We start from the raw sequence: 13,503 nt of genomic DNA, 5'->3' as shown, positions 1-13,503 counted from the left end.
TTAGTTTTTAATCGTTTCTGATTCGTTTTTTTCCATCTGGGTACTATGTCTTTGGGCATGGAGTGCCAGAAAATAAATATATTCATATACATTAATTTTCCCCAGGTCATTCACTGTCATTGTCGTTTTATACAAGAGTCCTTCCCCATTTTTCATTACTTCAAGATAGTTTAAACATTGAAGATATTGCTGGTTAATTAAGTTTCGGATTTCATTCAAACTCAATTCTCCTTTCGGCTCCATATGTTCTGGTCTTATCCATTTAAAAGCACCATATTCTCCTACTTTGTCAAAATTTTCTTTGTTGAAACTGTAATTTTTTATTTCAGATTCAATATCAAGATCTAAAGAATTCTTCATTGCTTTTTTGAAACCTTTTTCGATAAGGATCAGCAGGTAAAAATTTGTAAGATAAATGTGCTCTAAAATCTGCTGAACCGTCCAGCCTCCATTAGAAGGCTGATGATTCAACATTTTTTTATCTTTTTCAAACCATCCATCCACTTCGTCAAATGTGAGTTTCAAATGGCTTTTTATATCTTCGATAAATCTAAAAATGTTCATTACAATTTTTTAAAGTTTTGCAGCAGGTTTAAGATATTTTCCTTTCCTACCGGATTCATGGAGTGACAATAGAATTCTGGAAGGTCCAGATAATTGTCCATGCAATATTCTATCAGCCATTTGGCACAGTCGTTTCCTGTTTTTTCAACAAATTCCTGAGAATTCTGTTTCAAATAGTGCTCGTCCGCAAGATCATGGTCAAAAGAGATCATTTCCGGAAGGCCTTTTTCCAGAATTCTGTTGACAAACTGCTCGTAATTCCGAACAATATGCCAGTCGCTTCTGAGGAAAATGTCCTGTTTTGTATAATGATAAGCCTCAATCGGGTATCTTATATCATCCAGAAATAATAATCTTTTTGTTTTTTCCATGAGTTAATTTTTATAGTTCTTAAGCTTCCAGCTTTATTACACCATCATATCAGCACAATTGGAACTTGCGAAGGCAAAAGGTTTTGCTTTAAACACATATCCCATTCCGAGAATATATCCCATGGCATCTTTTAATGCTACGTTGGATTTAAAATCCGGATCGGTATTAATGTCTGCGTGTACCTCCATTTCCACACCATAAGCATCCAACACAGAGCAGATCGCGTATGCAATTTCTACGGATTTGTTGACCTCATTCAGCATTCGCTCTTTGATACTGATACTCTGTATTTCTCTTTCTTTTCTGATAAAGGTAAACGCTCCTTTTCCCTCACGAATAAATACTACTGCTGTAGCATAGTTGATGGCATCTCCGTATACATGAGAGTCTGATCCCACACATACTTTCAGACGATGTCCGTTGGCCTGTTCGCGGAGGATGGCTTCTTCTACCAGCTGCGTGATAGAGTGTTGGAAAATTTTTCCATTCATATTCTGCCATGTTTGTTGTTGCGTTTCCATTTTTTCTACATGTTTTAAATTTTGTTTTAAATTAATTTGTGAATTGTGAATCGTCAATTCGTTTTACCGTCAATTTTTAAAGATTCATTTGCAAAGCAAAATTCACTATTGACCATTCATTTTTAGCACTCCGAACCGGACTCGAACCGATACCATCAGTTTTGGAGACTGAGATGCTGCCATTATACTATCAGAGTAAATACTGTTAATTCATTAGGACTCGAACCTAAACTCCAAGAATCAAAATCTTGTGTGCTGCCTATTACACTATGAATCAATTTTATGAATAATGAGTAATTGGTAATAAGTAATATCAAAAATCAGTCAGGTATCAATGATTGCTCATTGCTTATTACTTATCATTCATGTTTTTGCGGAACAGACAGGAATTGAACCTGTACTTTAGTTTTTCAGACTAACGTGCAGACCTTCTACACCACTCTTCCGGATTTTATAAGTAATGAGTAATATGAAAATCTATGACTGGCATTATTACGCATTGCTCATTATTTATTGCTTATTTTTGGTACAGGAAGAGGGATTCGAACCCCCAAAAGCTTGATCCTAAATCAAGAGTGTCTGCCATTCCACCATTCCCGCAGGTTTTTCATGAGTAATGAGTAATTGGTAATAAGTAATATAAAAACCTATAGTTATTACTTATTGCTCATTGCTTATTGCTCATGTTTTGTACCTCTCCCCAGATTCGAACTGGGACTTTACGGGGTTTAAAGCCGTTTTCTCTGCCAATTGGAATAGAGAGGCGTAATTTATTAGTAATGGGTAATGGGTAATTAGTAATATGAAAATCTATGGTTATTACTTATTGCTCATTGCTTATTACTCATCATATTGTGTCTAGGTTTGAGAAAGCTCTGTCTGTTGATAAACTATGCCTGTTAGTGTTTGTAAAGATCTTCTGCGCTTGACAAACCTTTCTCGTTTCCTAATTGTATTTTGGTTTAAAAAAATAAAAGGCTGTCTGTTTTTATTGACTAAAGATCTTCTGCTCTCGACAGTCCTTTTTTCTCTTTTCTTCATTTTTTGTGTGAATGGTAACTGGCCAATTTTTTTAAAAAAATCTGAACTTTCATGGTATTAATATCAATTCAATATTGACCAGCTATTCACATCCAGTACTCTATAAGGGAATCGAACCCTTGTTTTCTGCTCGAAAGGCAGGCGTCCTCACCGTTAGACGAATAGAGCATTAAGCCACTGACCAGGAATCGAACCTAAACAACAAGAGTACATTTCCTGCATGCTGCCATTACATTATCAGCGGCTGGTGGAAGTAGTAGGATTCGAACCTACTCAGCAATGAAGCAACAGATTTACAGTCTGCCCCGACTCTCCAACTTCGGCGTACTTCCGTATTTTATGAGCAATTAATAATGATTAATAAGTAATTCCTCATTTTTCCTTTTAAAAAGAAAAGGTCTGTCTTTATTGAATGTTTGATTAAAGATCTTCTGCGCTCGACAGCCTTTTTCTTTTATTAATAAAGGATATTTCATAAGAGTAATAATATTTCATTTGTGTATTTCCCTTTCTATTATTTTCCCTTTTTTGAGATGGTTATGGGATTCAAACCCACTCAGTTTACACAACGGTTTTGCAGACCGCCCCGACTCTTCCACTTCGGCGAACCATCAGATTAAAAAATAAAGTCTGTCTTCATTTGTTTGATATAAGAACTTCTGCGCTTGACAAACTTTATTTTACCTAAAAATTTATAAATGATATTCCTACTTTTAATGAATCCGGAGAGAAGAAAAGCCTGTCTCTATTTTTCGTGTTTGGCGTAAAGATCTTCTGCTCTCGACAAACTTTTACTTTTTCTCCTGAAACAATTAACAATTAGTTACCTGCGATTCTGGAAAGACTCGAACTTTCAACTTCCGGTTTAACAGACCGGTGCTCTGCCATTGAGCTACAAAATCATTGTAATTCCGGAAGGACTCGAACCTTCAACCTTCGGTGTATCAGACCGACACTCTAACCACTTGAGCTACGAAATCATTTGCATTCCATAAGGGGATCGAACCCTTGTCGTTCGGTAGAAAGCCGAATGCACTTACCACTATGCTAATGGAACAAATTGTCTGGAAAGCAAGACTCGAACTTGCGACCTCCCGCGTCCAAGACGGGTAAACAACCACCGTTATCTTTCCAGCTTTGGGGTTCACTTCCGTTTCTTTTCCGGGAGACAGCCGGATGGGAAAGTTTCCATGAACCTTTTTGTGATTCCGAGAGGATTCGAACCTCTAACCCTGGGTTTAGAAAACCCATGCTCTATCCAGTTGAGCTACGGAACCGTTTTTGTAATCCCAGAAAGATTTGAACTTTCAACCCCCGGTTTAAAAGACCGGTGCTCTAACCATTTGAGCTATGAGATTGTTTTGGTTTTGTGAATCATCAATAATCAATTTGCTTGGCTTGCTAATTTTAAAATTCACATTCTTTGTAATCTCAGAAGGACTCGAACCTTCAACCTTCGGTGTCGTAAACCGACGCTCTATCCAATTGAGCCATGAGATTTTCTACTTTGGGTATCTCCGGGGATCGAACCCTGTTCTCCGGTTCCACAGACCGGCGCTTTACCAAATAAGCTAAAGAAACCATAAAAAAAGCGCCTCTTTTAGGGAGGCGCTTCATATATTTAAACGTAAGAGATCATTAGCTGACCCACGTATATAAGCACCTTTTATCCACAATTCCACGATCAAGAATACACACAACACCTGTCGGTTCCTGTCCGAATAGTCTTGAATATTGATTGAATATGCTGTGTAACTGTTTCATTTTATTTTTGTTTGTTTCTAAATTATTTTTAACTGAATCCTGAAAACCTGTTGCTTTCAATTTTCGGTTGCAAAGTAAATATGAATTTTTGGAATCCGCAAATAAATTTTCAAATTAAATTATTGACAATCAATTAATTAAGTTTGAATTTTAGAATAGAGAATTTCTGTCCGCAATATTTTGCGGATATCTTAATTACCTAAATGACTGTCTCTCACCGGGTTGCTTATCACTCTATTTTATCGTATTAAAGTTTCATTGTTTATTAAAAAATTTTCATGTTTACGGTTATTTTTTTTCATTCTAAATAATTTCTGACCTAAAAAACAAAAAACGCCTCGGTTTTCCGAGGCGTTTCTGTTGTATTTTGATTAATTTTTTACAAGTTTATAGTAAATAATTTCCAAAGTCAGCACATTTCGCCTCATTCCATATCACCTCATCACGTCCAAATAATCCTTTATTAGAAGGACTTTTGAATAGTTCTGCATTGATATGTGCTCTTTGTATTGTCATAATTTTCTGGTGCAAAGATAAATCTTTTTGGTATCATTTTTATAATATTTACAATTTCTGGAAGGTTTTATATACGCAAAGGCGCAAAATAATATCAAAAAATTGTGCTTTAAGGCGCGAGGATTTTATCTCCGATAAAATTTAATACTGCTAATTAATATTGCTAAATAATGCAATTAATTAATAAGCTAACCTTGTTGAAAATCTTTGATTTTTTTTGCGACTTAAAAAAATTATAGATAAAACTTATAAAACCTTTGCGTCTTTGCAATTTTTCAACAAAAATAGAATTGTTAAGTTATCTTTTATTTCAAGAGTTTCTTATCTTTATGGATCAATTACAATTGATTTGATTAAGCGGATGATATTTCTTTTCCAAAGAGAAATTTTTCTTTAATTTTTAAATTCTTCAATCTTTAAATATTTAATTCCTGAACATTTTATTTCTTCCTGTTTTGAATCTTGAAATATCTTTCAAAATCACCTCATCATCAGGATTAAAAAACTTCAGTTCATTCACAATTTCGGATCGGGTGCTTACTTTTTCAGCAATGATTTCATAAGCTATATTTCTTGTAACGGTATGGAGTTTCGGATCTTTCTTGAATTCATATTTCATAACGTCCAGATACGTGATTTTTTTGTGAGCCGGAGCTTTTTCATATAAATTCTGTATTTCAGACTCCAACTTTTTAATATCAAAAATATTGGCGAAATAATTATTCAAACAGTTGAAGGCATCTTTATCTTCTTCCCATCCTTTCAGCAGTACTTTTTGTGCCTCTTCTATTTTTTCCATTTTTCTGCGGTATACCAAAGAAGCTTTTACCATCTGACTGTTTTTCACATAATCATCAGCAACCATTTGATAATAGTGATGAGCGTTTTTAAGGTCGTTGATTTCTTTATAGAGATCTCCTACTTTTTCTTTCTGCTCCATTTCTTTATAAAGATCAATGGCTTTTTTATGTTGCTTTGCTTTTTCATAACAAACGGCAGCATCGGATTTATTGTTCAGTTTTTTTAGGTATACTACTGCTGCTTCGTTGTAGAACTCTCCATTTTCCAGTGTTTTTGCACCTCTGTAGTTATCCTGCAGAAGATTCATATAGACTCTTGCTGCTTTTTTATAGTCTTTTTCGGCGATGTATTTTTCGGCAAGTTCTTCATATTTACTTCTGATTCTGTCAAAGAGTGAATTTTCCAGATAGAAACTGCTGCTTCCGCTGCCTTTTCTTCCTGATGAATTCCTGTTATTTTGCTCTTTATCTTTTAAAGAAGTGATCACCAAAAGGATAATAAAGGCTACAATTAAGAAAATACCCAATGTTCCCACTACACTCCAAAAACTTTCATGGAATAACTGGGCTACAATTCCAACAATCTTAAACATGGCCAACAGTACAAATGCTGCCATAAATTTGTCTATAAATTTCTGTCTATTCATCATCATCGGAGTTTAAAATGGTTTTATCTTCTCTAAACAGACGGTAAAGGAGTAACAGCACACAAATTACCAGAACCCAAACAAACCAGTTGTATCCAAACATTTTTACCAACGGGTAAAATAAATACACCAGCATGGCTACAAGAATTGCTATTAAAACAAACTTTACCCAGTTGGGTACATTGTCTCCACCAAGGTTTAACAATTTATTTTTAAACAGGAATGAGTACAATCCTACTCCGGCAATCATGAGAATAACCATGTACAGAATATCTGAAACCGGAGCCTTTTTCTCTAGCGGAGTACCTTCTGTACCCAAGCCTTTTACTTTCGATTTGTCTATGGAAGCAGGAGAAGGGTCCACGATCTCCAGTGTACCGTAAAGTTTCCCTAGTGAATCTGCCATCAATGCCTTCTTCTTTTTCAGAAGATATTTTACAACATCACCATTCACCGGTTTTCCTTTGGTGTATTGCTTTAGAGAATCTGAAATTTTACGTTTCAGATTTTCAGTTTTTTGTTCAATATGTTTTGTAATTTTCTGGGTGTAAATGGTTTTAAGGGAATCTCTGCTCTGCTTTTCTTTATGAACAAGCTTTTCAATATCCCTTCCTATTTCGCTTACATCTCTTCCACCTCCTTTCTTATAGTTTTCTTTGTCTTCTTTTGTTTTGGATTCTATAATTCCCGCATGAATAAGTTCTTGGGACAATCCTTTTCTCTCCTGATGATACATTGAATCTATCTTAAGATCAATTTCCGACGTTCCGGACTGAAAAGCAATCATATCAGAAGGTGCCTTTACTTCATTGTTTACAATAGTTCCTGATGAATTATTATGTTCTTCCTGCTCTGAATTTATTTTATCTGAAGGCAGTGCAATCTTTAAAACAATAGCTACAATAATAAGCGCCCAGAATGCTCTACGAAAATTCCTTGTCCCCGCACTTTCTGTTTTCCCACCTGAACCTCCGCCAAATAATCCTTCCAGCCAGGTAAACTTACCAAAGCCATCTCCTCGGGAAGTTCCCATAACATCCAGAGAAATGCCCAATTCTACAGCTCTTTCAGGGTATTTTTCAATATACTGTAAATATTTCTCTATTTCTTTTTTGTTCCCGGCCATCACTTTTTTAAGGTCAAACGGCAGGCTGTTCATCCATTCTTCTTCGGTTTGTTTTGGCTGCAATGCTTCGATAACTTTTTCATCATCTATTTCAACCGTATAGCTTTCTATTTTTTGAGGAATTGAAACGCCCTTCAGAGGTTTTGTGATTCTTTCATCTATCGTTCCGGGCTGTTGAATCAGAGCAATCCAATCAATCTCTTCAGACAGCTTTACCAATCCGAATTCAGGATGCATAATCAGAAAACGGGAATCAAGCTGTGCCCAGTCTTCCGGATTTATTTTGGGATAAAAAGTTGTATTTTCAGGAATAAAAAGCCTGTCGTCCACATTTTGAAAGTAAGCATTTCTGCCTATTTCCTGTGGAACATGGTCATTAAAAACCAGAAAACAACCATACAGCACATTGGGAGTATCCGCCGGAATAGCATAAGACCTGACCTGGTTCAAACTGATTCCAAGGATTTCCATTTCCTGAAGCCATACCACAGGTGAAGAGCCTCTGATCAAAAGTCCTTTTTTGGGAAAATTATTTTTCGGGAAAGGTTTTATTCTAAGCTCCATAATCCAAAATCTGTTCTATAAACGGTTTTAAAAACCTGTCACACATATCATCCATGGTTCTTACTTTCAACAGGGCGTGCTCCGGAAGATAATATTCTGATCCTCCAAATTCCGTATAAGTTGCCAGTGATAGAAAGCCTCCCAAAGTAGAGGGAATAAAGAATTCTTCAATGCTTTTGTTACTGCTTCTGAATGTCAGCATTCCTCGTGAATCGGTAATAATTTCACTTCCATCCGGAAATGTAAATTTATTTTTATTCTGCTCTGCGAAAATTTTAATATCATATTTATTTTTGGAAAAATCCAGGGTGTTTTCAGAAGCACTGTATAATTCATTTCCTGAAACAACCAGATTTTGAAAGGTGTTGATTCCGATCTTATTGAAATTATTAACAATTCTCAACCCGCTTCCCTGCAATTTTGCCACTTCGGCTTCTGCTTTTATGGTGTTTTTTTCAAATTCTTTTTCTTTTCCGGTAATAGGTTCTATAGAAATGTTCCCATCCATATTGATTTTATAATGGGTAGCATTGTCAGGGTGATGCAGATAAAAATTTCGGCCAAAATAAATCAGTATATAAGATTCCGGAATATTCATCCCTGTAAGATTCTGCTCAGAATATTCTCCAGTATTAAGATTAAGCTTTGAAATCAGTTTCTGACCAGGCTGATACTGACACAGAATAAACTGCTGCTGTCTGTTTTTTGCAAGAGCAAACTGTCCTTTGGGTTTTATGGAAATTTGATCAAACAGTACTTCACAGCCATGATGTGTTTTATAATAATCATAGGAATGTCTGTCATAATAATTATCGGAAAGATAAGTCTTCAGCAATTGTTTTTTTGAACTCAGAATGAAAAATTCGCCTTCATATAAGAACTTAGCAATCTTATTAACGGGTGTTGGGAATAAGATCGGATAATTTTGCGGAAGATCTGTTTTCCTTCCATTAAAGTTCTGAGCAGATTGTTTTTGCTGCGGCGGATTGGCCCACATCTCCTGCAATGGAAGTTTTATTTTCTGAATATGTTTTCTTGCTCCTTTATGATGTTTATAAAAATTAATTTCACCATCTGAAGCTGTTGTCACCAAAAACTTCAGTTTATCTCTGTTCTGATGTACAACCCGCTGAATTTTCTCATCATCCATATTGTCCTGATGGGTAATGAAGAAAACTTCAATATCTTTTTGTGAATGGTGTTCATTAAAAAATTTTTCCAACACTTCTGAAACTTCTAGCACAGGACTTACCTGATTCAGGTTTTCCACCACTTCTTCCACTTTGTTAAGTTCAATGGGCAGGTTTGTCTGGCCTAATGCAAAGACTTTACATTCGGAATGGGCTTTCGGATGTTTGATAATGGCTACTGCAGAAGCATAAGCCAATACTTTCGGGGTTCCCCAGTTTCTAAGGGAAGTATCAATCAGGATAATTCTTTCAAAAATATTTTCTTCAGGCGGAATTTCTCTTTGAATATAAAGGGCTTCGTTATTGGCAACACGATTCATAAAGACATCATCTTCATTGGCAAATTCGGAAAGAAGCATCCTGTGAAAATCACCTTTGTTGGTCATATCAGAAATTCCTCCGATAGGTTGTTCACCGGGAGAGAGATGACGCATCGGAATTTTCAGCCCGCTCCATATTCTTTTAATGAGGCTTCCCACCTGAAATGTCTTAGGTTCTTCAATTAATTCTCTGATAAAATCTTTATCGGTATCTGCAGTTGTTTCTTCTTCTATCACCTCATCATCCAGCTCTGGCTCATGTATCAATCCTTTCATGGCATCGATGATGGATTGCATGGTAGGAAACTTTTCGTTCAGGTTCAGAGCACTTAAATCTTTGTTTAAAGCAGATGAACCTTCGTCATGTTTTTCTGCACTGGAAGCAAGTTCCTGTGGTCTTTTATAATAGAATCTTAGGAAACCATCGGAAAGGCTTGGAGACAATCTGTTGTGTCCGTTTTCAAAAAGAGTCTGCAGCAGTACAATTCTGTTCTGTCTTTGTTTATAGGCTTTAGGAAGTGATTTTATTTTTTCAAGAAATTCAATTTGTTTTTCTACACTGAATTCAAAATCCTCTCCGCTATAAAACTCTGCTGTACGTCTTAATGGACTGGTAAAATCTGTATAGCCATCCTGCATCGCATATAAAACCATAAGCAATGCCCCGAACGGAGGCCATCCCACAGGCTGAAGATAATTCAGAATCTCCATTACATAAGGTCTGTAAGCAATGGCTCCCACTCCCGGAACCGAGAGAAGATTATGATCATGATAACCGGAATCTCCGGGAACATCTTCATCTGTTTTCCATTCCCAAAAGTAATTTTCGTAGGACTGGAAATAAGTCTTTAATTCCATTCTCTTGATTTTTCGGTAAGACGGAATGAGCTTACGGACAACGAACGGAAATCGGTATCTTTCATTAAAATACAGTTCCCATTTTCATCCCATAAGAGCCATCCTTCCGGCTCTTTATTATATTTCTGCTGCAACAGTGGGCTTACATTTTTAAATTCAAAATCCAGACCTGCAGGCAGTAAATGTCTGTCTTTGGTCCAATAGGTTTTTCCGGGAAAGCTGAGTAAAGGAACTCCTACAAACAGTGCTTGATCTCCCAGTAAAGTCCATTGTATTTTTTCAAGTTTAAATTTGGGCAATGCTACAATACGGTCTTTAATATCAGCAATATTACAGAGTAAAGCGATGGCCGGCTGTTCTTCATTACTTTCTTTTAGTTGTATCTGAATCTGCTTGTGAATCCCAAAATAGTTTTGGTTTGAAGGGGGAAGACTAAGTTGTAATGCTTTGTCTATAGGAATCCAGAGCAATGCTGTTCTCATTTTTTTACTGGGAACCAAAGCCTCTTTTCTGAATAAAAGGCCATCACGAAGTTCATATAAAATAAAATCGGGCAATTGTTGTATTTCTGAGGCTGTTGCTTGTTCTTCGGTAAAACCTTTCAGCCAGATCGTTTCATCCTCTACAGCAATCTGGATATTCTTCCAGTCTCGGATTGAGCCCAGAAAGTCTTCATCTGCCCGGGGAATTTCCGCCCAGAATTCTTTTAAACGCTTTGAAGAATCTTCTGCCATAAGCTTTCAATTTCTTGCTGGATATACTGCTTCTGTTCCGGATTTCTGATCCAGTCGCAACGGGTCTGCAGATATCTCAGTTTATCTTTTATTACATTCTGTTCTTCAAAACTCAATGTTCCTCCATTCCATTTTTCCACAAGAATTTTTACGTCTTTCATGACTTCTTCAGGATTGGGAGTTTTGTTTTGCATGGCCTGTGGATGGGAATCCGGATGGTCATCTTTCTCAATTGTTCTGTTGATAATTCCTTCCAGAATTTCAATCTGTTCTTCGGTATCCCAGATATGCTTCAACACCCACAAATCAGAAAGTACGGCTTCTTTTCTTCCACAGATCAGAGCACTTGCAGCAATCAGGTTCTGAAGTTTCACCGCTCTACGGTCTGAGATGGCAATTCCTGTATTTCTGAGGCTCATGATTGTGTTCAGATATACTTCATAAATGGGTTTAAGGTCTATTGTCCGGCATAGGCTCTGGAGCTGCCTGATTTCATCGGCATGGATTTCAGGAACTTCTGTTTCTTCATCATTCTCCAGTTTTCTTCCTGCCAAAAGTACCTGTTGTAAAAGTTCAGGATTGACATAGTCTACGTTAATTCTTACCAGAAAACGGTCAAATAATGCATTCAGTGCTTCATCTTCCGGAAGAACATTACTTGCTCCTACAAACATCAGTGCAGGAAGGTGTTTGGTTTCTTTTCCTCTTTTAAATATTTTTTCATTGAGTGCCGTCAGAAGGGAATTCAAAATTGCCGAGTTCGCATTGAAGATCTCATCAAGAAAAACCATTGAGGCTTCGGGCATCATTCCTTCTGTATTGGTCAAAAGCTCCCCTTCTTTCAGTTTTCTGATATCAAAAGGTCCGAAAATTTCGTTCGGTTCTGTAAAACGGGTTAACAGATATTCAAAGTTTTTTCCGTCTTTTACTGTTTTTGCCAATGTTCTGACAATAGCTGATTTTGCAGTACCCGGAGGTCCGTACAAAAAGGCATTTTCTCTGGCCAAAAGGCATATTCCCAATAGGTCTACGACATCATTTTTACCTACAAAAGTATCTTTTACGTAGTTAAGGACGGTATTAAGCTGATTTATATTTTGGTTCATTGATTTTAAAAATTAAAATTTCCACCACTTTTTCTTCGGGTTTTTCTCTTCTTCTTTATTTTCTGCCTGTTCATTTCTTTTACTGAATGAAAAAGCCAGTCTCTGATAAGGCACTTTGATATCGAAATACAGCTGTGTTCCGTCATCCAGTGTAAGGGCATCCATGATTTTATCTCCATCCTTAACCAGACTTTGTGAAACATCCTGTTTATTGAGGTGATGTCTGATCAGATCTCTTTCGTCAGAAATTCTTGTGATCATATAAGGAGAATCTTTGGTTCCGTCTCCTGTTTTTTCAAGGCATTCAAAAATAAGCTGTGCTATGGTCATTTCAATATTCCTTCCTTTTTCATCACCCAGCTCTTTGTAAGCAAAATATTTACAGATATGTGCTCTGGGACTCAACAAAATATTGACGTTGACATATTGTATAACCTCTTCAAATTTACTTTCATTCAGTAAATCCTGCATGTTTTCAATGTCTTCGGAATAGGGATCATATTCAGGATTATTGATCACCAGTTCACGGCATTTCAGGAATGTTTCTTTTGTAGGGTCAGTTAAAAATTCAAATACTTTCTCATACGTTTTCATTGTGGTCTTCGGTTATAGTTTTTAGTTCTCGCCAGAATGTATCTTTGTGCATTCCGAATTCGGCTATTAGTAATTTATTAATAAACGGAATTTCCGCCAGTTTATAATCTCTTTTTTCAACAATTCTTTCCAGATAGAGTTTTCTGTATGTATTGTCTTTCAGTTCTTCTTTCCAGTTCACATTCTTCAGATCAAGATCATACCCTATTCCGGAATAGTGAAACTGTGTCAGAATATTTTCCAGCATGGTTATTATTGGATCTTCAGGATCAACAGTATTTAAGGCAACTATTACCTGTGGCAAAAATCTTAGGGATAAATCTGCAGATAAGATAGAAGGAATATCCCGTATTCCATTGAATCGGGGAATAAGATTGTCAATATTTTTTTCTGTATTTTCTCTAATGAGATAAAGCTGTATACTATGGTAGAGCACTTTGGCAGCCCAAACAGATGTTTCTTTGCTGCAGATTAATTGATCTGACAAAAATTCAAGTCTTTCTTTTTCGAATTCAGTTTCAAAATAATCTCCTGCTTCCGCCTCTTCCTGAGGGGAAATTTGCTGTAAGTTTGAAAAAAGAGTAATACATTCTTCTTTACGAAGCAAAAAGATCGTGTCTAAAAACGGTGACTTGGTTTCCATGATCTAACAAAAATAAAATTATTTCGTTGAGAATAAAATTTTTGCGAAGAAGATTCGTGTTAAATATGGATTCTTTGGGGAAATTATATGGTTGGAAAACGCAAAGGCGCAAAGGTTATAGCATTATGTTGTTTTTAAGGCAC

11 protein-coding genes and 15 tRNA genes are annotated in these 13,503 nt (G+C 36.3%); all 26 read right to left on the bottom strand.

What is annotated here, in order from left to right; genetic code table 11:
* Nucleotides 1-564, bottom strand: coding sequence for a DinB family protein (locus BUE84_RS03415; protein WP_079240491.1), 564 nt, complete (start codon nucleotides 562-564; stop codon nucleotides 1-3).
* Nucleotides 564-935: a cyclic-phosphate processing receiver domain-containing protein gene (locus BUE84_RS03410; protein WP_079240490.1), complete on the bottom strand. Its 372-nt coding sequence runs from the start codon at nucleotides 933-935 to the stop codon at nucleotides 564-566. Before BUE84_RS03410 ends, BUE84_RS03415 begins: the two co-directional genes overlap by 1 nt.
* A gap of 36 nt (nucleotides 936-971) precedes the next feature.
* Nucleotides 972-1,457 carry a ribonuclease H-like YkuK family protein gene (locus BUE84_RS03405; RefSeq protein ID WP_034693776.1) on the bottom strand — a complete coding sequence of 162 codons (486 nt, stop codon included), beginning with the start codon at nucleotides 1,455-1,457 and terminating at the stop codon, nucleotides 972-974.
* A gap of 126 nt (nucleotides 1,458-1,583) precedes the next feature.
* Nucleotides 1,584-1,654: transfer RNA gene (locus BUE84_RS03400), tRNA-Trp, on the bottom strand.
* 177 nt (nucleotides 1,655-1,831) lie between these two features.
* Nucleotides 1,832-1,903: transfer RNA gene (locus BUE84_RS03390), tRNA-Phe, on the bottom strand.
* 78 nt (nucleotides 1,904-1,981) lie between these two features.
* Nucleotides 1,982-2,057, bottom strand: a tRNA-Leu gene (locus tag BUE84_RS03385).
* Nucleotides 2,058-2,148: 91 nt separating this feature from the next.
* Nucleotides 2,149-2,222: transfer RNA gene (locus BUE84_RS03380), tRNA-Leu, on the bottom strand.
* 372 nt (nucleotides 2,223-2,594) lie between these two features.
* A tRNA-Glu gene (locus BUE84_RS03375) sits at nucleotides 2,595-2,666 on the bottom strand.
* A 77-nt stretch (nucleotides 2,667-2,743) separates the two neighbouring features.
* A tRNA-Tyr gene (locus tag BUE84_RS03370) sits at nucleotides 2,744-2,830 on the bottom strand.
* Nucleotides 2,831-3,029: 199 nt separating this feature from the next.
* Nucleotides 3,030-3,111: transfer RNA gene (locus BUE84_RS24280), tRNA-Cys, on the bottom strand.
* Nucleotides 3,112-3,328: 217 nt separating this feature from the next.
* Nucleotides 3,329-3,400, bottom strand: a tRNA-Asn gene (locus tag BUE84_RS03365).
* 4 nt (nucleotides 3,401-3,404) lie between these two features.
* Nucleotides 3,405-3,478 (bottom strand) — tRNA-Ile (locus BUE84_RS03360).
* A 5-nt stretch (nucleotides 3,479-3,483) separates the two neighbouring features.
* Nucleotides 3,484-3,555 (bottom strand) — tRNA-Glu (locus BUE84_RS03355).
* Nucleotides 3,556-3,561: 6 nt separating this feature from the next.
* Nucleotides 3,562-3,633 (bottom strand) — tRNA-Pro (locus tag BUE84_RS24275).
* Nucleotides 3,634-3,701: 68 nt separating this feature from the next.
* Nucleotides 3,702-3,775, bottom strand: a tRNA-Arg gene (locus tag BUE84_RS03350).
* Between the two features lie 7 nt (nucleotides 3,776-3,782).
* Nucleotides 3,783-3,856 (bottom strand) — tRNA-Lys (locus BUE84_RS03345).
* A gap of 68 nt (nucleotides 3,857-3,924) precedes the next feature.
* Nucleotides 3,925-3,998 (bottom strand) — tRNA-Arg (locus BUE84_RS03340).
* Between the two features lie 8 nt (nucleotides 3,999-4,006).
* A tRNA-His gene (locus BUE84_RS03335) sits at nucleotides 4,007-4,074 on the bottom strand.
* Between the two features lie 575 nt (nucleotides 4,075-4,649).
* Nucleotides 4,650-4,778 (bottom strand): penicillin-binding protein, encoded by a 129-nt coding sequence (locus BUE84_RS03325; protein ID WP_167595381.1) that lies wholly within the window; start codon nucleotides 4,776-4,778, stop codon nucleotides 4,650-4,652.
* 424 nt (nucleotides 4,779-5,202) lie between these two features.
* On the bottom strand, nucleotides 5,203-6,225 hold the full coding sequence (locus BUE84_RS03320) for a tetratricopeptide repeat protein (RefSeq protein WP_079243842.1): 1,023 nt from the start codon (nucleotides 6,223-6,225) through the stop codon (nucleotides 5,203-5,205).
* The gene (locus BUE84_RS03315; protein ID WP_079240487.1) at nucleotides 6,218-7,915 is read right to left on the bottom strand and encodes a hypothetical protein; all 1,698 of its coding nucleotides are present in this window, start codon (nucleotides 7,913-7,915) and stop codon (nucleotides 6,218-6,220) included. Before BUE84_RS03315 ends, BUE84_RS03320 begins: the two co-directional genes overlap by 8 nt.
* Nucleotides 7,905-10,283 (bottom strand): hypothetical protein, encoded by a 2,379-nt coding sequence (locus BUE84_RS03310; RefSeq protein ID WP_079240486.1) that lies wholly within the window; start codon nucleotides 10,281-10,283, stop codon nucleotides 7,905-7,907. Before BUE84_RS03310 ends, BUE84_RS03315 begins: the two co-directional genes overlap by 11 nt.
* Nucleotides 10,274-11,017 carry a hypothetical protein gene (locus BUE84_RS03305; protein ID WP_079240485.1) on the bottom strand — a complete coding sequence of 248 codons (744 nt, stop codon included), beginning with the start codon at nucleotides 11,015-11,017 and terminating at the stop codon, nucleotides 10,274-10,276. The genes BUE84_RS03310 and BUE84_RS03305 overlap by 10 nt, the downstream gene beginning before the upstream one ends.
* On the bottom strand, nucleotides 10,990-12,123 hold the full coding sequence (locus tag BUE84_RS03300; protein ID WP_079240484.1) for an AAA family ATPase: 1,134 nt from the start codon (nucleotides 12,121-12,123) through the stop codon (nucleotides 10,990-10,992). The genes BUE84_RS03305 and BUE84_RS03300 overlap by 28 nt, the downstream gene beginning before the upstream one ends.
* Nucleotides 12,124-12,135: 12 nt before the next feature.
* A complete protein-coding gene (locus BUE84_RS03295; protein ID WP_079240483.1) occupies nucleotides 12,136-12,717 on the bottom strand; it encodes a DUF4919 domain-containing protein in 582 nt (193 codons plus the stop codon).
* Nucleotides 12,704-13,360: a hypothetical protein gene (locus tag BUE84_RS03290; protein WP_167595380.1), complete on the bottom strand. Its 657-nt coding sequence runs from the start codon at nucleotides 13,358-13,360 to the stop codon at nucleotides 12,704-12,706. Before BUE84_RS03290 ends, BUE84_RS03295 begins: the two co-directional genes overlap by 14 nt.
* Between the last annotated feature and the right edge of the window lie 143 nt (nucleotides 13,361-13,503).

It is taken from the genome of Chryseobacterium indologenes (assembly GCF_002025665.1).
GTDB lineage: Bacteria > Bacteroidota > Bacteroidia > Flavobacteriales > Weeksellaceae > Chryseobacterium > Chryseobacterium metallicongregator.
This window is presented reverse-complemented; position numbering and strand designations above follow the sequence as displayed.

Bases quoted from the DNA above. Each gene is read 5' to 3' on its own strand.
- BUE84_RS03300 (WP_079240484.1), bottom strand. From the start codon at position 12,123: ATGAACCAAAATATAAATCAGCTTAATACCGTCCTTAACTACGTAAAA.
- BUE84_RS03295 (WP_079240483.1), bottom strand. From the start codon at position 12,717: ATGAAAACGTATGAGAAAGTATTTGAATTTTTAACTGACCCTACAAAA.
- BUE84_RS03405 (WP_034693776.1), bottom strand. From the start codon at position 1,457: ATGGAAACGCAACAACAAACATGGCAGAATATGAATGGAAAAATTTTC.
- BUE84_RS03410 (WP_079240490.1), bottom strand. From the start codon at position 935: ATGGAAAAAACAAAAAGATTATTATTTCTGGATGATATAAGATACCCG.
- BUE84_RS03320 (WP_079243842.1), bottom strand. From the start codon at position 6,225: ATGAATAGACAGAAATTTATAGACAAATTTATGGCAGCATTTGTACTG.
- BUE84_RS03290 (WP_167595380.1), bottom strand. From the start codon at position 13,360: ATGGAAACCAAGTCACCGTTTTTAGACACGATCTTTTTGCTTCGTAAA.
- BUE84_RS03415 (WP_079240491.1), bottom strand. From the start codon at position 564: ATGAACATTTTTAGATTTATCGAAGATATAAAAAGCCATTTGAAACTC.
- BUE84_RS03310 (WP_079240486.1), bottom strand. From the start codon at position 10,283: ATGGAATTAAAGACTTATTTCCAGTCCTACGAAAATTACTTTTGGGAA.
- BUE84_RS03325 (WP_167595381.1), bottom strand. From the start codon at position 4,778: ATGACAATACAAAGAGCACATATCAATGCAGAACTATTCAAAAGTCCT.
- BUE84_RS03305 (WP_079240485.1), bottom strand. From the start codon at position 11,017: ATGGCAGAAGATTCTTCAAAGCGTTTAAAAGAATTCTGGGCGGAAATT.
- BUE84_RS03315 (WP_079240487.1), bottom strand. From the start codon at position 7,915: ATGGAGCTTAGAATAAAACCTTTCCCGAAAAATAATTTTCCCAAAAAA.